Origin of the sequence: Legionella sp. 27cVA30, from assembly GCF_024160945.1 — a bacterium.
Classification (GTDB): Bacteria; Pseudomonadota; Gammaproteobacteria; order Legionellales; family Legionellaceae; genus Legionella_A; species Legionella_A septentrionalis.
Map to the genome: position 1 here is coordinate 494,191 of NZ_JAMYXK010000001.1, position 20,534 is coordinate 514,724.

Here is a 20,534-nt window from a genome sequence, read left to right on the forward strand (position 1 = left end):
GACATCAACACAGATGAAACTCTTTCAGCTTGTGCTTATTTGCACATACTGAAAGAGTTGCAACATCAATCATTAGAATATAGATTAGCCAATAGCTTGCATTACCTTGCTGGTTACATCAAGCTTCTCAGAACTGAATGGAGCAGCATCTTTTTGCAACACGATGTCGAACTTTTCAGTTTCTGCTACTTTAGCAATAGCCGCTCTGATTTTATTATAAAAGTCTTCCATTGCTTCATTGTGTGCCGTGCTTAACTCTTGCTGGTATTGTTGACCTTCTCTTTCGAATTTTTGTTGTGTGCTAACAATCTTCTTCTCGAGTTCTTTGCGTTGAGACTGGCTCATCACTGCACTGTCGCGCTTGAACTTTTCCATATCCTTTTTCAAGTTTTCTTCTACAGCGACTAACTTATCGCGACGCGGCTTAAATTCCTTTTCCAGTTTTTCCTGGATGGCTTTCATTTGCGTTGAAGTTTGCATGATCTTTTGCAAATCCACCACGCCAATCTTTGTGCCTTCAGCGAATGCACTGGCGCATCCTAATGTAAACATTAACGCTATAATAACGCTACCTAATCGCTTCATTATTTTTACTCCCGATTGAAAGACATACAAATAAACTCAAAACAAGATGCTCGCAACATCACTTTAGTAGGCTACAGGGCTTCTCACAAAATGATTTGCAATGGCCTGCCTCCTGTGAACCAGCTTTCCCAAATCCACAGGTCAGGGTTATAAATGCTAGCACAATTCATTATCCGTTGCGATAAATTGACGCCCATTCTTTTAAAAACTCGATGATAAGGTAAATTGGAAAAATTGCTTTTCATCGGTAGGCTGCGCGTTCAATGCTTGAGCTACACTGAATGCCAAAGGCCCAAAGGGTGAGCGCCACTCAACCGATACGCCGGTAGAGTACCGCAACGGGCCTGCATCAGTTCCTGCTAATGCAACCGGCGTTCCCCTTACAAAAACGTTACCCGCATCGACAAAGAGCGTGGTGCGCACATTATCCCGACTTAATGGATAAGGTAAAATTAATCCGGCACTGCCATTTACCAGGAAGTTAGCACCTAAAGCACGGCCTGTATTGTCTTGTGGCCCCAACGAGTAACTCTCGTATCCACGTACCTGCCCAGGTTGTGCAATACCCCCCGCAAAATAGTTTTCAAAAAACGGCAACCCTTGATTATTAAATGTATTGCCATAAGCCACATTACCCAGGGCCGTAAAGATAAATCCACGCGTTATTGGATAATACATTTTGGCAAGGTAAGAAGTTTTATAATATTTAAATGAATCCGACGAACCAGGAAGAGCCACCAGCAAACCCGCTTGCTGATTCGTGCCGCGGGTAGGATAAGGCATTTGATCGTAGGTATTGCGGTTCCATCCGGAACTCAAACGGATTTGGTCAAAATTACGACCATACAAATCCACAAAATTTTGAATTTGCTGCACCGTCCCTACCGATTTAATATTTAAACCTTGATATCCATACCCCAGTTGCATGCTGCTGTTTTCGCTGAGCAAGATATTGTAATTTACATCGCCCCCGAAACGATCCGAGCTATAAGCTGCGACATCCAATTGTTTTGGATCAACGGTTTGGAAATACAAATTGACGCCACGTCCGATACCTGTATTGGTGTAGAAAGGATTGTAATAATTGAAGGAGTAATTTTGCCCCCAGTTGCTGGCATTGAAAGCCAATCCGACTGCACGCCCAGTCCCCATAAAGTTATACTGATCAAAGGCTGCATTAAACTGCGGCCCGGTCGTGCCGTAGCCTAGCGACGCACTCGCTTCAGCGGAAGGAGCTTCTTCCAAGTAAACATCCAAATCCACCTGGTTATTTGCTTCGGGTACCGGTGTGGTTTTTACGTTGATATTTTTTAAATAGCTTAAAAGTCTTAATTGCCGTTCAGATTCTTTAATATTATGCAGTGATAACAATGCCCCTTCTTGCTGGCGGATGATATTACGCAGGACATAATCCCCAGTCTTTGTGTTGCCGTGGAAATTAATGCGGCGCACGTATACATGGCGGCCTGGATCGATCACAAAAGTAATCAAAACTGTTTTATTTTGTTCATCAATCTGCGGTTCGGCATTGATGGCAGGGAAACCAAAACCCACATCCCCCAAGGCAAGACCAACGGCAGAAATGCTTTCCGTCACTTTTTTACGTGAAAACACATCGCCTTTTCTCACCTGAATTAATGAGTCAATTTTTTCCCGCGGCAGGATTGTTTTGCCGCGAATTTCATAACCTGCAAAATGATATTGTGGCCCTTCTTCGATATGAATATTGATGAATACGTCTTTTTTATCGGGTGATAATAAAACTTGCGAAGAAACAATCTTGAATTTCAGATAGCCACGATCTAAATAATAGGAACGCAATGCTTCAAGCGAAGCATCCATGGCTGCTTTGGAATATTGGTCTTTTTTGGAAAAATAAGTAAACAGATTGCTGGTAGTCAGCGACATTTCTGACAACAACTCGCTTTCCGTAAAATCGTGGTTACCAATGATCCTGATTTCCTTAATGCGGGAAACCCGCCCTTCTGAAATGGATACATTGATGGCTACGCGGTTTTCAGTAAGGGCCGTTACATTCGATTCAATACGTGCATTGTATTTACCGCGCGCGTTATAGGCTTGCTTGAGCTCCTTTTCCAATCGTTCCAAAGAAGCACGCTGAAATACACGTCCCTTAACCAAGCCGAGATCTTTAAGAATTTCCTTCATTTTGTCGCTGGGAATTTCGCTATTTCCCGTGACATTGATCGAGCCCACGGTGGCGCGTTCGATAACTCGGACAATTAACGTATTTCCCTGGCGTTCAAGCACTACCGATTGAAAAAAACCGGTATCATATAAAGCGCGGATAATTTGCGGGGTAGACGCCGGGGTAATTTCCTCCCCCACTTGTACGGGCAGATAATTCAATACTGTCCCGGTACTGACTCGCTGGGCACCAATTACTTTAATATCCCGCACGATAAAGCCATTTTCGGCACTTACAGCTGCTGACCACATTAACGCTGTACTACAAAAAACACTCAATACAAATTGTTTACTGATTTTTTTCATTATTGTTTTTACATCCAGGGATATTTTAGTTTACTCAACTTCACTGGCTACATAGCAATGAAACGATCATGGTTTAAGCCCATTCGCTTGGTCTATCATGTGACATTAAAATGCACCCTTTTATAGGAAGTAGCAAATTCTGTCAAGAAATCAGCACATGCCGCATCGGTTCATAAAGCAATTTTGCTTGTAGCCTCGAATAAGCGTAAAGCAGGCAGCGCCGACTTATGCCCGTGCTAGGCAGCACAAAAAAAGATGGTTAAACCAGACAAATCATAAGCAATATCCAGCAGGCAGTACCTCTTATCCGACAAGCCTGCTTATGTCATTAGTTAAAGCCACCACCATCAAAGCAATTAAAATTAATAATCCTAAATACATACCCAGCGAGCGCACTTCCTCAGAAAGAGGCCGTCTCCTTATGATTTCAAGCAAACAATAAAGCAAATGCCCGCCATCCAACATGGGAATCGGCAATAAATTTAAAACGCCTAAACTGATGCTCACCAATGCCAAAAAAGAAAGATAGTAAGCCAAGCCACTGCGCGCTGATTCTCCCGCCCCCTGAGCAATGCCTACAGGGCCGCTCAAACTTTGCCAGGGTAATTTTCCCAAGGCTAAACGCCCCATTAAAGTAAAGGTGGCCTTGGTAAGGTTTAAAGTTTGCAAGAAAGCCGTGCCGGCAGCTTGCAAGGGATTTTCCTGATGTAACCGCAGCCAGTGAGACGGCCAGTTTACCGGATTGGAACGCACGCCTAACAAACCTTCAACCGCCCCGTTATTATTGGCTTGACCGATTTTTACCGGAATAGTATGTGATGCACCGTTGCGCTCTATGGTGAGATGGGTTTGTTTATTCGGATTTTTCCGGACGTACTCGACCAGAACCAGCCAACTGTCAACAACGACCCCATCAATATGCGTTACCTTGTCATCAACCCTAAGACCCGCCGCCTGGGCAGGCGAATTCTCAAGCACACTGCCTACAATGGGGGGGATAGTGGGTACAAAAGGCGTGATCCCCATACTTTTTAAGACATCCTGGCTTTTGGTATTGAGCTGCCAATCAGCCAGAGGCAGGATAAGCTCGGTTTCCTTGCCATTATCTAAGGATTTAACGCGCAGGGTAACAGGTTCTTCTGTACCTATTAAAGGCATCAATGCATATTGAAAATCGCGCCAACTATTAATTTTTTCTTCATTTAAAGCCAAAATTTCTTGGTTGGCTTTAAATCCTGCCCGAGCGGCAAAGCTGCCGGGCTGCACTGCATCGATCATCGGCGCTAAGGATTTAATGCCAATGGTAAGCATCAACCACAAGGCAGCAAAGGCAAATAAAAAATTAAATAACGGGCCGGCCAATACGATGGCCATGCGGGCCCATACCGATTTATTATTGAAAGCAAGATGTTTTTCATCTGCCGCCACTTCTCCTTCCGACTCATCCAGCATTTTGACGTAACCGCCTAAAGGAAAAATTGACCAGGCAAATTCTGTGCCACGCCTATCACGCCAGCTGGCAATCACTTTGCCAAAACCAAACGAGAAGCGCAGTACTTTTACTCCGCACCAACGTGCTACAAGAAAGTGTCCAAATTCATGCACAATGATAAGAAGGACAAGAGCAAGAAAGAAATAAAACAGCGTGAATAACATAAACTCAAAGCCCTGCAAAAAAGAATCTTACACCACAATAAAATAGGGGCAAAGCAGCAATCTGACTATCTAAACGATCAAGCACCCCCCCATGGCCTGGGAAAATATTGCCAGTGTCTTTCAATTTACAACGTCGTTTTAAAATACTGATGCATAAATCACCCAGTATTGAAATAAATATAGTGCCAGCCGCTAAAATAAACCAATAAAAGGAATAAACGGGCTTGAAATATAAATACCCTGCTGCTGCCACTGCCATGGCTAACAGCCCCCCCCCGAGGGTGCCTTCGATGGTTTTACCCGGGCTTACCAATGGAATGAGTTTGCGGCGCCCACAGCTTTTCCCCGCTAAATAAGCACCGATATCAGCCGCCCAAACCAGGGCCAACAAATAAACGACCAAATCTTTCCCCGCCGTCAACCGGTAAAGCGCCATGAGGCTGCTTGCGAATAACGGCAGTAAGGCCAAGGCAGCTCCTGCCACGATGAAAGGATAACCCCACACAACTTGGGATGAAGGAAACAGCAAAACAGCAAAAAAAATTAAAGTCCACAAGATTAATCCTGTGATCGACCAATAATCCAGCCATTGCATACATAACCAAGTGGCTGCGAGAACCAGCAGGGTAAACAGAATCTTATACGGTAATTTTTTTACAGGAATCAACTGGCTCCATTCCCAGGCACCTGCTGCCGTCAGGAGCAAAACTATGCTGGCCAAAAGCCAGGAAGGAGCATAGTAAATAGCGAATAAAACTGCAGGGATTAAGATAAGGGTGGTAATAAGCCTTTGTTTAAACATGGTTTTTCTCAGTTAATTGCTTTGAGGTTTGACCATAACGCCGTTCGCGCAAACTGTAGCTCTGCAATGCTTTTTCAAATTCTTCTAGTGTGAAATCCGGCCAATGAACTTCGCAGAAATAAAGCTCCGTGTACGCAAGTTGCCAAAGAAAAAAATTGCTGATTCTTTGTTCTCCACTCGTTCTAATGAACAAATCAGGCTCTGGAAGTTTGTGAGTGCTTAATTGCCGGGTAAAAACTTCTTCATCCATATCTTCAAGACGAATTACCCCTTGTTGCAATTCTGCCGCCATTTTTTTTGCGGCCTGCAAAATATCCCATTTCCCACTGTAATTCACTGCCACATTTAAAATCAAACGCTCGTTTTTACAAGTCAGCGCTTCAGCGGAATGCATTTGGGTTTGCAAATCCGCTGATAATTGCCTGCGCTCGCCTATGAAACGCAGGCAGACACCATATTCATGCAATTGTTTTATTTCTTCTCTTAATGCATGGATAAAAAGTTGCATTAAAAAATCAACTTCGCCTTCCGGGCGAGACCAATTTTCGCTACTAAATGCAAACAAGCTTAAAATATGAATATTTTTTTGCAAACAATGTTGTACAACAGACTTTACCGTTTCAATACCGGCTCGATGCCCTTCAGCGCGAGGCAACCCTCGATTTTCTGCCCAACGTCCATTACCATCCATCACAATAGCAACATGTTCGGGTAATTTTTGATTCAACCCACTTCTTCCATCAACAAAAATGGCCTATAGTCTACCTGCTTTATAACAAAAGATTAAGCAAAACTAACTGGCGTAGCTTTTTAGTTTGCGGCGACAGTAACATTAAGCGATGCATGCCTTAAGGAGTGATTATGTTCTCGGGAAAAAAACCTCCATTGGTTTTATTGATTCTGGATGGCTGGGGGTATTGTGAAGACTCGGAACATAATGCCATTGCCCAGGCACATACTCCGCACTGGGATAAATGGTGGAAAACCGAACCGCATATTTTACTGCAAGCATCTGGGAATCCGGTTGGTTTGCCTGCTGCGCAAATGGGTAACTCAGAAGTAGGCCATATGCACATCGGCGCTGGCCGAGTGATATACCAAGACTATACCCTGATTAACGAAGCAATTAAAACAGGGGAATTTTTCAACAATCCCGTATTTCTTAACACCATTGAAGAAATTAAACAACAGGGAAAAGCCCTGCATGTGATGGGCTTGCTTTCACCTGGCGGCGTTCACAGTCATGAAAACCATTTGTTTTCATTTTTAACTCTGTGCGCAGAGAAAGAATTTTTTAATGTCTACCTGCATTTATTTCTTGACGGCCGCGATACCCCGCCGCAAAGTGCTGCAGCAAGCATCAAAAGATTGCAAGACCATTTAAACAAATATCCTGTAGGCTTTATAAGTTCTATATGTGGTCGCTATTATGCGATGGATAGGGATAAGCGCTGGGAGCGAGTCTATCCCGTTTATCAACTACTCACCGAAGTAATCAGCCCCTACGAATTTAATACGCCTGAAGAAGCACTGGCTTTTTATTATCAGCAACAAATTTATGATGAATTCATTCCCCCGACACGTATTGGCATAGGCAAAGCCATTACTGATGGCGATGCAATTTTCTTCTTCAACTTCCGCGCAGATCGGGCTCGGCAATTAACCCAAGCATTTACCCTGGATGAATTTGATGGCTTTACACGCGTACAAAAACCACAGCTTGCTGCTTTCATCAGCATGACCCGATATGCCAAAAATTTACCAACCAAGCCTGCCTTTCCGCCAGCATCGCTTAAAAACACGCTGGGAGAAGTCCTCGCCTACGAAGGTTTGACGCAGTTGCGCATTGCTGAAACCGAAAAATACGCCCACGTCACTTTTTTTCTAAACGGTGGCTCTGAACAAATTTATCCCAATGAAGATCGGATTTTAATCCAATCCCCACACGTCGCAACTTATGATGAGAAACCAGAAATGAGTGCGCCTGAATTGACTAAAACGCTCGTAGATGCGATAAAAAGTGGCGCGTATGATGTCATTATTTGTAATTATGCCAATGCCGATATGGTAGGTCATACCGGGAATTTCGCGGCTACCGTAAAAGCCATTGAATATCTGGATAAAGCAATGCATGAGATTTGGCTTGAACTACAGCATGTAGGCGGTAAATTATTAATTACTGCCGATCATGGCAATGCGGAAATGATGTTTGATGAATCCACAAGCCAACCTCATACTGCACACACCAGCGAAGCTGTCCCTTTTTTATACTTGGGCGGAAACTGGCATTTCAATGCCATCCATGGCAGCTTGATTGACATAGCTCCGACTTTACTTACCTTGCTTGACATTACCCCCCCAGTGGAAATGACCGGAAAACCGTTATTGGTAAAAAATCATGCGCATGCGGACTAAACTTTTCTGTGTATGTTTATTTCTGAAGGTGAGCTCTCTTTCATTTGCCGAAAGTGCCCCCATACACGAAACGCGAAATAAACTAAAAGATTTAGACATTAAAATTAGCAAGCTGCAACAAACGCTGGCGCATGCTCATAATAAGCAGGCGGTGCTCTATCAAGAACTTGCCGCAACAGATAAAAAAATTGGAGAAAGTGTAAAAAAATTGCACGAAACTCAAGAAATATTAACAGAAAGACAAAACAAAATTGCAGACTTGCAACAACAAATTGCATCGGTAAACAAACGCTTGCAAAAAGAGCAGCACTTGCTGGCTATCCATGTGCGGACTCGCTATAAAATGGGTGAATATCAACCCCTTAAATGGTTCATCAATCAAGAAGACCCTGCTACTATCAATCGCTTGCTTACTTATTATGAATATTTGATTCGCTCACAGAAAAATATGGTAGCACAGGTAAAAAAAACCAAGGAAACCCTCACTTCTTTAACTGCAACATTACATGCTGAATTGCTTGCACAACAAAAATTGCAAGAGCAAATCGTATTAAATCAGCAAAAACTCAAAAATGAAAAGAGTTATCAAATTCAATTAGCCCATACTATGGGAAAAGACATTCTCTCCGCCCGGCAAACTTTAAAGGAATATCAACAGAACAAGGCTAATTTAGCCCGCTTGCTACAAACGCTGATGCAGCAAAGTTTGCTGCAAACCCAATCACCTTTTTCAAGGATGCGCCATAAATTACCCCTACCCGTCAAAATTGCTCGCGATACGTTGCAAAAATTGAATCATGGGTTGATTTTTTATGCCAAGGAAGGTACTGCAATTAATGCCGTATACCCTGGAAAAGTAGTGTTCAGCGACTGGCTTAAAGGCTATGGCTTGTTATTAATAATCGACCATGGACAGGGTTTTATGACGCTCTATGCACACAACCAATCCTTGTACAAACAAAAAGGCGATGTTGTGCACCAACACGAGCAAATTGCAACGGTTGGCCATAGCGGTGGACTTAATCAAAACGGTCTATACTTTGAAATAAGACACCGGGGGAAAGTCATTTCGCCACTTGAATGGTTGTCTTGATTGTTTTTGGCGAGTTGCCGAACAACAACAATAACAACACGGAAAGCAACTATGGCCAACCAGCCGTGCTTTCAAGGAGAATTTTATGTCCGCTAATTATTTGTCTAAGGGTTTACTCACCTTATTCACGGCTTTTGTTTTATCTCCTGCCCCAGTTCTTGCTGAAGAAGAAGCACAGCAACGTATCCCCATGGAAGATGTTCAGCGCTTTTCCGATGCCTTGAGTCAAATCAAAAAATATTATGTAAAACCAACCAATGACAAAGAATTATTCGATAATGCCATACGTGGCATGCTCTCCGGTCTTGATCCGCATTCAAGCTATCTTGACGAAGAAGATTTCCAGGATTTGCAAACAGCGACCAATGGTGAATTTGGCGGTTTAGGCATTGAAGTGACCATGGAAGAAGGCGTGGTTAAAGTGGTGACGCCACTGGTGGATACTCCTGCCTACAAAGCGGGTATCAAAGCGGGTGATTATATTATCAAACTCGGTTCGCAATCTGTGCAGGGGCTTGATCTTAAGGACGCAGTGAATTTAATGCGCGGAAAAATAGGCTCTCCTATCGAACTGACCATTTTACGTAAGGGCGAAACCAAACCATTAATCTTTACCTTAGTCCGCGAAAAGATTTTAATAAAAAGCGTTAAAAGCAAACTTCTCGATAACAACTATGGTTATATCCGCCTAAGCCAATTTCAAGCTACAACCTATAAGGATATGAAACAAGCGATTGATCAACTCAAACAAGAATCCGGCGGGAAACTTAAAGGATTGGTTTTGGACTTGCGCAACAATCCAGGTGGCTTGTTGGATTCAGCGATCCAAATTTCCGATGCATTCATCCACAATGATCAAAAAGGTGAAGAAGAAAAAATCGTTTATACGGAAGGCCGTTTACCCGGCTCCAAATTTACTGCTTTAGCAAACCCTGGTGATATTCTAGAAAATGCCCCCATGGTTGTCCTTATTAACAATGGTTCAGCTTCCGCTTCTGAAATTGTCGCGGGTGCTTTGCAAGATAACAAGCGGGCGGTTATTCTCGGTACCAGAAGTTTTGGCAAGGGTTCAGTACAAACGGTCCTGCCCCTTGATAGCAAACGAGGCATAAAACTTACGACTGCCTTGTATTATACTCCTGCGGGCCGCTCTATCCAGGCTACCGGTATTACGCCCGATATCGTGGTTGAAGAGGTAACGGTTCCCAAAGCCGGTTCCCAGGAAAATTTCTCAGGCTTTACTGAAGCAGATTTGAGTGGCCATTTGTTGAATGGCAATAAAAATGATGATGGTAAAGCCAAGCCAACCAATACGGCTCAAGACGACCAAACATTACTGCATGAAGATTATCAACTATATACGGCTTTGATGATTAGGAAATAATTAATTTAAATGGAGAGAAGAAGTCGTTAGAATGCTTCGCTTTACGAAGAACAATGGAATAACTGAAGGGTTTCATCGGAAGATGAAATTGATTCAGAGAAGAGCTTACGGATTTAGAAATTTTGAAAATTATAGGTTGAGAGTTAGAGTGCTGTGCGGATAAGTGAAGTGCCCCCGGATTTGGGGAAGACCCAAAATTTCTCAGGCTTTACTGAAGCAGATTTGAGTGGCCATTTGTTGAATGGCAATAAAAATGATGATGGTAAAGCCAAGCCAACCAATACGGCTCAAGACGACCAAACATTACTGCATGAAGATTATCAACTATATACGGCTTTGATGATCTTGAAAGGATTAGTCATTGCTCGTCATTAATACAAATTGCAAATCCACTTGTCTTATTTAAGTGGATTTTGCAGTCGCTCTTTGCGATAATTGCGCTTTAGTTTGGCACGAACTATTTATGCGCTTATACAAATCCTGGCTGTTTATATTTTTTATTTTTTTCGTACAACAAGCTACGGCCGATGTTGTTGCACATTTTAATCGGATTAAATCTGATCCCAACGCTCTTTATGCTTTCTTGAAAAATATGCCAAAGGGAGGGGAGTTGCACTACCATTTAGCTGGTGGCGCTTATCCTGAAACCATGGTAGCACTGGCAGCTCAAGGAAATTATTGCCTGAATAAAAATACCTTAGCGCTTAATAAGACTGTAGAATTGTGTCATGGGGTCAAGTCATCGGACATTTATTCCCAACCTGAACTTTATCATCAAATTATTCGCGCATGGTCCTTGAAAGATTTTGTGGCAGGGCAAGAATCATCCCATGATCATTTTTTTGCAAGTTTTTTTAAATTCATGCAGATAGTTGCGGATTTCCGGCCACAATTGTTAGCTGAAATTATAAAACGTGCCGCCTCCCAGCAAACACTTTACCTGGAAGTGATGATATTACCGGATAACGCACACTCGGCTTCATTTGCCCATCTTATCCAAAATGCAACTTCATTTGCTGAAAAAAAACGTTTGCTGCTGACTCATCCTGAATTTAAAAAAAATATTCAGCATACTATCACCGAAAGCGCCCGCATTTTAAAAGAAACCCGTCAGATCTTGGGCTGCGACAAAAATCCGCATTTGCCTGCATGCAAGGTTACCGTTAAATTTCAATATTATATTTTACGCGAGCAAGCACCTGATAACATGTTTGCGCAGGCTGTGAATGCGTTTGCCGCAGCCTCTGCATCGCCCGATCTGGTTGGGGTTAATTTGGTACAAGCTGAAGATGGAATCATTTCCCTGCGCGATTATCGTATGCATATGCAAGTGATGCAGTTTTTACACCAAATTTATCCAAATGTGCATATCTCCCTGCATGCGGGAGAAATGGCGCCCACTGCCGTGTCTCCGGAGGATTTACGTTTTCATATTCATGACGCCATATTCACAGGTCATGCAGAACGCATCGGTCATGGAGTAGATATTGCCTATGAAAATCAGGCTGAGCGAATTGTGCAATACATGGCCGAATGCCCAATCCCAGTGGAAATCAATTTAATCAGCAATCAAAAAATTCTACAGATCAGCGGCAAGAATCATCCCCTGCTTTATTATCTTGCCCACCACGTGCCCGTCGTGCTTTCCACCGATGATGAAGGCATATTGCGCACGGATTTAACGCAACAATATGTAGAAGCGGTCATGACGCATGGGATTGGCTACCACAAGCTTAAAACAATTAATAGAAATGCCTTGACCTACAGTTTTCTCCCTGGGAAAAGCATCTGGAAAGATGCCAAGCATTCTCTGCCGATAGCAGCATGTGAAAACTTAGAAAATCCCACATGCCTTGAATTTATAAAAACAAATGAAAAGGCAAGAATACAATGGCAGCTTGAAAAACAATTAAGCGCGTTTGAAAAAAGCTTTGCCGCTTCGCATGAGTTCACTTAAGCTTAATAAGCTGCAGTGATAAGACTTCAAAATGGCAAATTAATAACGTATTATCTTGGAATCTTTGCCGGAATTATGATGCTATTTGGAGTAGAACCATGACAGCCGAATTCTATTCGGCTTCTCTTGTAAGCCGATTTTCCATCGCTGAGAAGCACCTCGTTCCTAAAGGTTATTATCGTTCAAAGTTATTCATCGCTTCTTCTACCTCCAATCCATTGGTGGCAGCGGCAGGACCTTTGCTGTCTTTACTTGAACGCTTGTGCATTAGCCCTACCCTACCTCCCATCCATAATATCCGCGACAACATCGAACATGAATTATTGGCTTTTAATAGTCGCCTTCTTGGGCAAAATTACTCCGAAGAATTTGTCGTCATTGCTCATTACCTACTAAGTGCCACCATCGATGAATTGTTAGGTAAAAATTATCTACGCTTGTATAAAACCCCCGCCGAATTTAAGGCATTTACCCCTTCCTCCCATGACGAAACAGGTCCGCAGCGGCGTTTTTTTGACATTGTTAATTTCATCAAAGAACGCAGCAGCCAATATTTGGATTTACTTGAACTGGCTTACTATTGCCTTATTGCCGGATTTGAGGGCGAGCAGCACTTGCGCGCTGACGGCCGTCAAACCCTGGATAATTTAATCGAAGAATTATTTCAGCTGATCCAACAAAACCGTGTGAACAAACCGCACAAACTGTTCAAAGAACAAGCGAATACCATAGCGGAACCCAAAAGCAATAAATATCTATTGATTGCTGCGCTATTTTCTCTGGGCTTATTGATTTCGATTTATTTTCTTAGCCATACGCTCTTGGATCACAAAGCCAAAACCCTCTTGCTTGATCATACTGTACTTACCAATATGGATAATTAATGGATAAATCGTTGTCTGCTTTATGCCACGCCTTAAAAAAAATTATCGGGCAATTAAAACCGCAAAATAATGCACTCTCCTTTTTATTATTGACAGGAAAAATAAATCAGGGAAAAACTGCTTTATTGCGGCAAAGCCAGCTCCAACATGTTATGGTCGATGCGGAACGCAGTGCGGATATTTATTACAATCAACAAGGAGTTATTGTCGAACTGGGCGAGACGTGGTTAAACCAAAGTACCAACCCTCTGCAACATACCCTCAAACAGTTAAATCGCTGCCACCGAGCTCTTAAGATCAGCGGCTTATTACTTTGTGTAGACGTCAATGATTTATTTGCTGCCGAGCCAAGCCAAGTTGCTGAACAAATAAAAAGCCATACGCAATTGCTGCATCGTTTTGGCCAAAGCCTCGGGTATCGCATTGATGCAGGGCTTATTCTTACCAAACTGGATGCTTTAGCCGGGTTTGCTGAATTCTTCCAGTATGAACATGAATCTGAACTGAAAAAACCGCTTGGCTTCTCCATTTTCAGTAGCATGCAACGGGAAAAATTGCTTGAGGCATTCAACAGCCAATTTGAGCATTTAATAGAAATGCTAGGGCAACAAGTTATCAGTAAAATGCATCCGGCACGCTCCAGCCTTAAAAGAACGCTTATCCGCGAATTTCCCCTACAATTGGCAAGTTTGCGAGGTGCGCTGCAGCTTTTAATTTTAAATACATCGCCTCGTTTTTTTAACCTACAGGCGCTTTATTTCACCAGTGCTGAACAAGGCGGGGTGAGCCTTGATCGATTAAATAAAAAAATTCAACATGAATATACGCTCGCAGTGCAAGATAAATACCCACAATCCCTAAATTATCGCGCTTATTTTATCGATGGGATGCTGCAGGCATTTCAGCAACAAACCCGGCGTTTTGTTCCAGCGGTTACTGTCCCGCATAAGTGGCTTATGGCAAGTTTATCAGGTGCCGTAGGAATATCGCTTATTTGGGTTGCACATCAATATTTAAAATCTTCGCAATTGTTGGATGAAGCAAGCAAAGAATTGTTAATGTATGAAACCATGCGTGGGCAAAAAAATTCTAATGCCGCCCCAGCTTTATACCATTTAGCCAAAGCATCCAATTCCCTGGAAAAAATTTCATCCCATATTGCATTACCCACAGTACAACTTTTAAAAACACAATTGCAAAGCAATACCAAGCAGAATTTACAAGGTAATTTTCTGCCAGCACTGCTTGCTGAAATTGAACAGCACATGACTGACGTCAATGCTTCACAATATGACCGCTATCAAGCTTTGCGCATCTATCTAATGCTTGGCGATGCGCAAAAATTTTCTCAACCTGAGGTTATGGGATGGTTTAACCAAGCATGGAATAAAGAAGCGCCCGAACAAGTGCAAAAAAAGATGAGCTTGCTGAAACGCATTGGGCAACAACCTTTTCAGCCCATAAGCATCAATGCACAAATTGTCAGCGATGTCCGCAATTACTTAAATGCCTTGCCAATGAGTTATTTATATTATTCGCTGGCAAAACACCATTTTCCGCAAGAAAAACAAGCCATCGCAATTCCAGGCTTTACGCTACCACAACAAGAATTGCCTGTTTATCTCACCAAAGCAGGATTTCAAAATATCATCAGCAACTTGCCAGAAATTAGCAGGAAACTTCACGAAGATAACTGGGTATTAGCGCGCCAAGATGTATTCGATTTACAAACAGTATTGCAACAAGCTTATTGTTATGAATACGTCTCCTGGTGGCAGAATTTCATGCGCCGCTCCATGCCGGTTCATTTTCAGGATTATCAGCAAGCTCGGGAACAAACCTTGTTATTGCACCAATCCGGTGCAATTCCTAAGCTAATTGATTTTATTCAGCAACAAACTACCCCTGAACTTGCAAACAGCTCTACCCTTTTTAACCAGGAAATTGCCAGTAAATTTACCGAGCTTAGTTTGCTAAGCCAATCTGCCATACAAGACTTAGGAATAAATCTCAATGAACTGCAAAAATTTCTGGCTACTTTGTCCGTGGTTAACGATAAGGGCAAGACCGCGTTCACTTTAACACGATCTCGCTTCCTGGATGATACAGTTTCCAATCCGTTGAGTGTTCTTTATTCCCGTGCCCAGCAGTTGCCGGAACCGGTAGCAAACTGGGTAAAACAAATTGCGGACGATGCCTGGTTTATCCTCATTAATGACAGCAGGCAATATATTAACCAGCAATGGCAGCAAACGGTTTATCAAAATTATCAATATCAAATCGCCCAACGTTATCCTTTCGATCCCATGCAACCACAAGAGGTTGCCATAGCCGACTTTGAGCGCTTTTTTGCAAGGCAAGGAATTTTAAATCAATTTTTGGATTATTATATAAAACCTTATCTTGATACTTCACGTGCTCAATGGCAGCCCAAAGAATTAAATGGTTATGTATTGCCTATTGCAGCGGAAAATATTAATGAATTAATCCGCGCCAATGTCATCACCAACATGTTCTTCCCAGAACAAAGCGCCACAAGTAAAATTGACTTTAGCTTACAAAAAATTAGCCTCGATCCAATCGTTGCTAATCTGGCATTGAAAGTTGGCCACACGAAACTTTACGATGATCAGAACTCTGAATCTACAACGCATTTTTCCTGGCCTGAAGCGGATGCCAAGCTTGTATTAAACTCCATCGAAGGAAACCATTTCGAGTTAAACGAAACGGGACCTTGGGCATTTTTTAAAATTCTGCAAAAAGTAAACGTACTGGTTAGCGAACAAGACAGTTCCAGCTTACAAATTTTATTTGATATAAACGGCAATTCCGGGCGCTATTTGTTAAGAACGCAAAACCAGGTAAATCCATTCATCCCGGGGATATTAAATGGATTTACCTTACCGGAAGCAATCGTTTAATCAGATATTGGCAGGAGTAAACATTGCTTGCTGACTTCCCGAATGAATTGTTACCTGGGCAGGTTTTGGTGACGTAGTTAGACAATCCCGCAGCTTGGCCGCCATCATACTTATCTCTTGGCTAATGATTGTCGGCGATGAAGCTTGCGGGGAGTAATAATAGTTATGAAATACATAACGCGTATGATAAGTTTCTGTATCCACTTTATATGGAGTAGGCTCTAACAAATTTTCCCGGGTAAGTGGGTGCGTCGCATTAGCCGAAGTGCAGTAAGTTTGCAAGGATTGTTTATTAAAAATTTGCGACCTCCCAGGAACAGGCAGCCATGCTGAATCCTTAAAATATTGCTTTACCAGCACCACTGCGTTTTCCGGTGCAGGCTTCTCTAAGTCTATCGTACAGTTGCCATTTAACCGTTCAAGCATGTCTTGGTATTTTTGTAGTAAATCGGCAATTTCGCGGCTGTCTTTTTGCGCGAGCTGTTGCGTTTCTTGAGGGGTTAATAATGGGGCAGAGTTTTTTATGATTTCGTTTAATTCTTCCTGGCTTAACTCTAAAGCTGCAAATTGCTGCGGTTCTATGGGATTAGTATAAGTATTTTCTTGAGCGGCTTGGAGCATGGACAGCAGTTGCTGCATTTGATCTGCATCGGCATATTGGAACCTTCGCTGTATTAGATCTTCATCCATTGCCTCTGGTGCATCACTACTTGAAAAGAAAGAAAAGAAAAATAACCGAAATGCATAATCATACCAGCCCTCCAGGCCACCCTCCCATGCTGCCCGAGCGCCCTTAATAGGGGAGATTATCACTTCACATAAAGCAAAAAAAAGCACTACCGGAGTGATTGCTGCAGCAAGCAGGGTCAATACCGCTGCTGTGCCTGCCGCGACCAATGCAGAGGCGACATAGGAGGGAACCAACTCAAAAGTCTTCGCGCCCACAACGAATGAAACAATAAGAATAATGACCGCTGCTATAGGAATCGCCAGAGCTGTAGAAAGTAATAATGCACCCAAACGCACGAATGGGCTGGCAACTAAGGCAAAACCAGCCAGGAAAAGACGGCTCAATTTGTGAAGAACTTCGGGCAACCCCATGTTTATCCTTTAGCAACAATTTAACCAAAGCGTATCATACAGTAACCTGCATAATAATTCAACTGGGTGAAAATTATTAAAACAATTTATCCGTTGCTCTCAAGCAATCCACATGGCTTGATGAACAAACTTGGTGTCTTAACAGTAAAATGGTGCAGGCAAGCTTTAACCTCGGTGCGGAGGCAATGTTTTACTATTGGGATCGCGAGAATAAGTTTCGAGAATGTCTCTAACCAATTCTTCAAGTACACTGACTTTGCCTTCTTCTTCTATAAACCCACCTTCCGCTTTTAAAACGTCAAGGCGTGCAGCCAGTTCTTTGGTTACAGTACCATTTGGAAATAACGAGGCAAGAAAACGTCTTGCCTCGGCAGGGCCAAGATGCCTATACAGCTGATTGCGCACAGTGGCATCTTCCGCGGTGGTACTGAATGCCCATAATTCAATAGGACCTAAAGTCAATGTCAACAATTGCACATTGACGCCGCTTTTGGTAGCGAACTGCGCAAGAAAAGTTGCCCCGCCTTCACGAGGCCCATGCACCCGTGTTCTTAAAGCTGTTTTTGCGGTATCAGAAAGCCCGAAAATTTTGGTGGTTTTCTCAATTGCCTGCGATGGCCCGGCATCCATAATATAAATGGATGTCGCAAATTCTATCATCACCGGATCAAAATCATCAACGGATTGAGACAACAAAGAAATTTGTACCTTCCATTTCCGCCCTTCCCGCATGTCAATAATCACTTGATCACGCACTGCAGCTGATTTTGAAGTGCGATGAAATTCATCATAAACAATTCGCTTGGGATCTTCGCGGATCTCGGCAATCCGCTCTTTATGATACGCTTGATATTGCTGAGGAATGCTGCTTAAACTTTCATCGGTTAGATAATAATGTCGCGCCAGTACATAACGCGCCAGCATGTACATAACAGACGTTTGCCTATCCGCAGCATCCCCTCCGCTTTTTGCTACTTCATCTAGGTCCAAGGAAACGATACGTGCATCACCAATATCAAAAGCAGTCACTCTGGATAAAATCGGGTATTCCCGTACAGCTCCGGAAACCATACGCGAAAACGAACTAATCAAGGATTCACCCGTTGGTGCCGTAATTTTTCCATATAAATCCTCTATCGATGGCGTACGACAAATAGCTGCAGCGTCTGCAAGTAACGGCATAGCATAACGTTGTGCCAGCATAGCTTCGTGTACAAAGCCTGCAGAATAAAGAGCGTCTGTAACTTCCCACCATGTCGATTTGGAATCTCGCACAAACCCTATTTCCTCCAAAATACTATCTATAAACTCTTCAACGCCCGGAGTATAAGGGGTTGGATTAAACTCATCCGACAAGCTTTTATAAAGCTCATCAACCACCATACCATTCAAATCTGCCATGCCGTCATAAGGTTTTGTAGCACCGAGAGGCGTTGTCAATAAAGTTAAAAAATTTACCAGGAAAGAGCGCTCTAATGCCGTAGGAAATCGGCACCCTAATTGTGTGTCGAAAGGGTTTATTGAATATTCTGGTGTCATGCGCAGGCGATGATAGGCAACCAAATGCCTTTTTGCGGCAGGCAACGCCTCTTTAAGCAGGGAAATTAACCCGCTGCTAGAAGGGCCGATATCAATAATGGCAATTCTTGGTAAGCGGGTTAACCCTCCTGACAAACATAAAGCCAGGTTTTGCGCATTGGATAATACCGATTTACCAGAGCCTGGACGAGCGTATACCAGGTCAATCCAAGTGGTTTGTTGATTCGAACCGGGCTGAAAAGGCCAAGGTTTGCCGTCCGGAGAGCGATACAATAAGGCCCCAGTACGCCAGGGAGAAGCGGGTCTTGTAATAGGCAGCATAGCCACTACGTCGGAAAGAGGGGCTACAGAAGGCACGGCAACACTATTCGTAGTTGCAGCCAACATACCGGAAACAAATCCAGCAAAAGGATCCCCGCTCACCTCCGATACATCGGTAGAACCCCACCCTTCTACCGCTTTAATCAATTCAGAACTACGGCGGCGCAATAACGGCAGGTTATCGGCAGGCGCCCAGGTGGTGGCCACCACACGCAGGCGAATGAGTGCCTCGTCTGTATTAATTTTTAGATACTTTAGTAAATTGACTGAATCGCTTATTAAACGATTTTGGGCAGAGGAAAAACTCAAAATTGAAGCCAGCAAACCTTTGAGTTTAATGGTTTCCAATCCTTCACTTTCCAGCAGAAATGAGATTCTCCAGGGAATATGGGTAGGAAGGATTCGTGAAAATAACGCTAAAAAAGGGCGGAAATCCTTTGGAAAAAGATCGATGTAAGTGCAGGAATAAATTTTATCGCCTACCTGAACCGTGCGGCGATCGATAATTTCCGCATCGCGGGGAATTACCTGTTTAGCCAACGAAGGCCAGAGCAAATCTGAGGCATCGCCTTCAAAATTATTAATTTCGCGAACTGGCAACTTGTCCCCGGGTAAACTGGCATGCCAATCATCTGCAGTGAAATCAGGATCAGCCGTCATGCGTATGGCATGTATAGCATCATGAACTTCCAGTAATCTGGCCATGATGTTTAAAGAATCCAATTCATTTTGCACCGAGCGTACATACGCACTATGGGTGTCACGTAATTCAGGAATCGCTGCGTAAATGGTTTGCGAATTTTTAAATGAAGGTGCTTTTTTCTCCTGAATCATCTTAAGTTTGGCTTTATTAGCTGCTTTTAATTGATCTTTGGGCAAATTAAAAGGGCGAGTGTAAAGTACAAAATAAACGCGTTCTTCTGCACAATATTGCGATAAAAAATTCACCCTTTCCTCAAAGAGGTCACCAAGATTGAATTCAAGGCGCTTTGAAGTAGCTTCGGCAGGAGCATAAATGTCTTGAATGAGCTTTCGAATGTTTTGTTTATCATGGCTGAAATAAACTTGTAGCGCATGCCCAGGCCTGCCCATGGCTGCTTGAAAGGTATTGGTTAATCCTTCTACTAATCTCTCAAACTCGTCTGCACCTACCAAAGCCGTTACGCCTTCTACCTGTAAAATGGAAAGCAATGAACCGTCATGATTAACCAATACGGTAGGACTGTCTGCTGTTTCTAACTCGCAATAAGATTCGGTCGTCTGCTTTAAGGACGTACTGAGCCAGGCAAAAAAAGTATCCACGCCTTCAAAAAAAGATTCTGCCCATGTACCCATGCTCTATCCTCATGATCAAAAAAGCCC

14 protein-coding genes and 1 pseudogene are annotated in these 20,534 nt (G+C 43.0%); 8 read left to right on the top strand and 7 right to left on the bottom strand.

The annotated features are described in order from the left end of the window. Window positions 1-84: 84 nt before the first annotated feature. The 5 genes from NKV53_RS02135 to uppS form a co-directional block, all read right to left on the bottom strand. A complete protein-coding gene (locus tag NKV53_RS02135; RefSeq protein WP_126954656.1) occupies window positions 85-585 on the bottom strand; it encodes an OmpH family outer membrane protein in 501 nt (166 codons plus the stop codon). 201 nt (window positions 586-786) lie between these two features. Then, on the bottom strand, window positions 787-3,099 hold the full coding sequence (gene bamA / locus NKV53_RS02140; RefSeq protein ID WP_126954655.1) for an outer membrane protein assembly factor BamA: 2,313 nt from the start codon (window positions 3,097-3,099) through the stop codon (window positions 787-789). 303 nt (window positions 3,100-3,402) lie between these two features. Next, complete coding sequence (rseP, locus tag NKV53_RS02145; protein ID WP_253350613.1) at window positions 3,403-4,755, bottom strand: RIP metalloprotease RseP; 1,353 nt, start codon at window positions 4,753-4,755, stop codon at window positions 3,403-3,405. A gap of 4 nt (window positions 4,756-4,759) precedes the next feature. Further along, a complete protein-coding gene (locus NKV53_RS02150; protein WP_253350614.1) occupies window positions 4,760-5,557 on the bottom strand; it encodes a phosphatidate cytidylyltransferase in 798 nt (265 codons plus the stop codon). After that, entirely contained in the window at window positions 5,550-6,284 is a 735-nt protein-coding gene (gene uppS / locus NKV53_RS02155; RefSeq protein WP_126954652.1) for a polyprenyl diphosphate synthase, read from the bottom strand. Before uppS ends, NKV53_RS02150 begins: the two co-directional genes overlap by 8 nt. A gap of 134 nt (window positions 6,285-6,418) precedes the next feature. Between uppS and gpmI the strand changes: the two genes are divergently transcribed. The 8 genes and pseudogenes from gpmI (at window position 6,419) to icmF (ending at window position 16,211) form a co-directional block, all read left to right on the top strand. After that, window positions 6,419-7,972: a 2,3-bisphosphoglycerate-independent phosphoglycerate mutase gene (gpmI, locus tag NKV53_RS02160; protein ID WP_253350617.1), complete on the top strand. Its 1,554-nt coding sequence runs from the start codon at window positions 6,419-6,421 to the stop codon at window positions 7,970-7,972. Between the two features lie 28 nt (window positions 7,973-8,000). Continuing rightward, window positions 8,001-9,065 carry a peptidoglycan DD-metalloendopeptidase family protein gene (locus tag NKV53_RS11980; protein ID WP_253350619.1) on the top strand — a complete coding sequence of 355 codons (1,065 nt, stop codon included), beginning with the start codon at window positions 8,001-8,003 and terminating at the stop codon, window positions 9,063-9,065. An 85-nt stretch (window positions 9,066-9,150) separates the two neighbouring features. After that, window positions 9,151-10,449, top strand: a complete 1,299-nt coding sequence (locus NKV53_RS02170; RefSeq protein WP_253350621.1) for a S41 family peptidase — start codon at window positions 9,151-9,153, stop codon at window positions 10,447-10,449. 4 nt (window positions 10,450-10,453) lie between these two features. Further along, window positions 10,454-10,612 (top strand): annotated as a pseudogene (locus NKV53_RS02175) (transposase); the annotation flags it as partial. A gap of 5 nt (window positions 10,613-10,617) precedes the next feature. Then, window positions 10,618-10,824, top strand: a complete 207-nt coding sequence (locus NKV53_RS02180; RefSeq protein WP_253350623.1) for a hypothetical protein — start codon at window positions 10,618-10,620, stop codon at window positions 10,822-10,824. Window positions 10,825-10,912: 88 nt separating this feature from the next. Further along, complete coding sequence (locus tag NKV53_RS02185) at window positions 10,913-12,406, top strand: adenosine deaminase (RefSeq protein WP_253350625.1); 1,494 nt, start codon at window positions 10,913-10,915, stop codon at window positions 12,404-12,406. A 98-nt stretch (window positions 12,407-12,504) separates the two neighbouring features. Then, the gene (gene icmH / locus NKV53_RS02190) at window positions 12,505-13,290 is read left to right on the top strand and encodes a type IVB secretion system protein IcmH/DotU (RefSeq protein WP_127032378.1); all 786 of its coding nucleotides are present in this window, start codon (window positions 12,505-12,507) and stop codon (window positions 13,288-13,290) included. Then, window positions 13,290-16,211, top strand: coding sequence for a type IVB secretion system protein IcmF (gene icmF, locus NKV53_RS02195; RefSeq protein ID WP_253350626.1), 2,922 nt, complete (start codon window positions 13,290-13,292; stop codon window positions 16,209-16,211). Before icmH ends, icmF begins: the two co-directional genes overlap by 1 nt. Here icmF and NKV53_RS02200 read toward each other — a convergent pair whose 3' ends face one another. Both NKV53_RS02200 and NKV53_RS02205 read right to left on the bottom strand, forming a co-directional pair. Then, window positions 16,212-17,312 (bottom strand): hypothetical protein, encoded by a 1,101-nt coding sequence (locus NKV53_RS02200; protein WP_127057041.1) that lies wholly within the window; start codon window positions 17,310-17,312, stop codon window positions 16,212-16,214. A gap of 165 nt (window positions 17,313-17,477) precedes the next feature. Beyond that, entirely contained in the window at window positions 17,478-20,507 is a 3,030-nt protein-coding gene (locus tag NKV53_RS02205; protein WP_126954032.1) for a type IV secretion protein IcmB, read from the bottom strand. Between the last annotated feature and the right edge of the window lie 27 nt (window positions 20,508-20,534).

What these genes read in the sequence shown, in the direction of transcription:
- NKV53_RS02135 (WP_126954656.1), bottom strand. Translation starts at nt 585, where the DNA reads ATGAAGCGATTAGGTAGCGTTATTATAGCGTTAATGTTTACATTAGGA.
- bamA (WP_126954655.1), bottom strand. Translation starts at nt 3,099, where the DNA reads ATGAAAAAAATCAGTAAACAATTTGTATTGAGTGTTTTTTGTAGTACA.
- rseP (WP_253350613.1), bottom strand. Translation starts at nt 4,755, where the DNA reads ATGTTATTCACGCTGTTTTATTTCTTTCTTGCTCTTGTCCTTCTTATC.
- NKV53_RS02150 (WP_253350614.1), bottom strand. Translation starts at nt 5,557, where the DNA reads ATGTTTAAACAAAGGCTTATTACCACCCTTATCTTAATCCCTGCAGTT.
- gpmI (WP_253350617.1), top strand. Translation starts at nt 6,419, where the DNA reads ATGTTCTCGGGAAAAAAACCTCCATTGGTTTTATTGATTCTGGATGGC.
- NKV53_RS02170 (WP_253350621.1), top strand. Translation starts at nt 9,151, where the DNA reads ATGTCCGCTAATTATTTGTCTAAGGGTTTACTCACCTTATTCACGGCT.
- NKV53_RS02185 (WP_253350625.1), top strand. Translation starts at nt 10,913, where the DNA reads ATGCGCTTATACAAATCCTGGCTGTTTATATTTTTTATTTTTTTCGTA.
- icmH (WP_127032378.1), top strand. Translation starts at nt 12,505, where the DNA reads ATGACAGCCGAATTCTATTCGGCTTCTCTTGTAAGCCGATTTTCCATC.
- icmF (WP_253350626.1), top strand. Translation starts at nt 13,290, where the DNA reads ATGGATAAATCGTTGTCTGCTTTATGCCACGCCTTAAAAAAAATTATC.
- NKV53_RS02200 (WP_127057041.1), bottom strand. Translation starts at nt 17,312, where the DNA reads ATGGGGTTGCCCGAAGTTCTTCACAAATTGAGCCGTCTTTTCCTGGCT.
- NKV53_RS02205 (WP_126954032.1), bottom strand. Translation starts at nt 20,507, where the DNA reads ATGGGTACATGGGCAGAATCTTTTTTTGAAGGCGTGGATACTTTTTTT.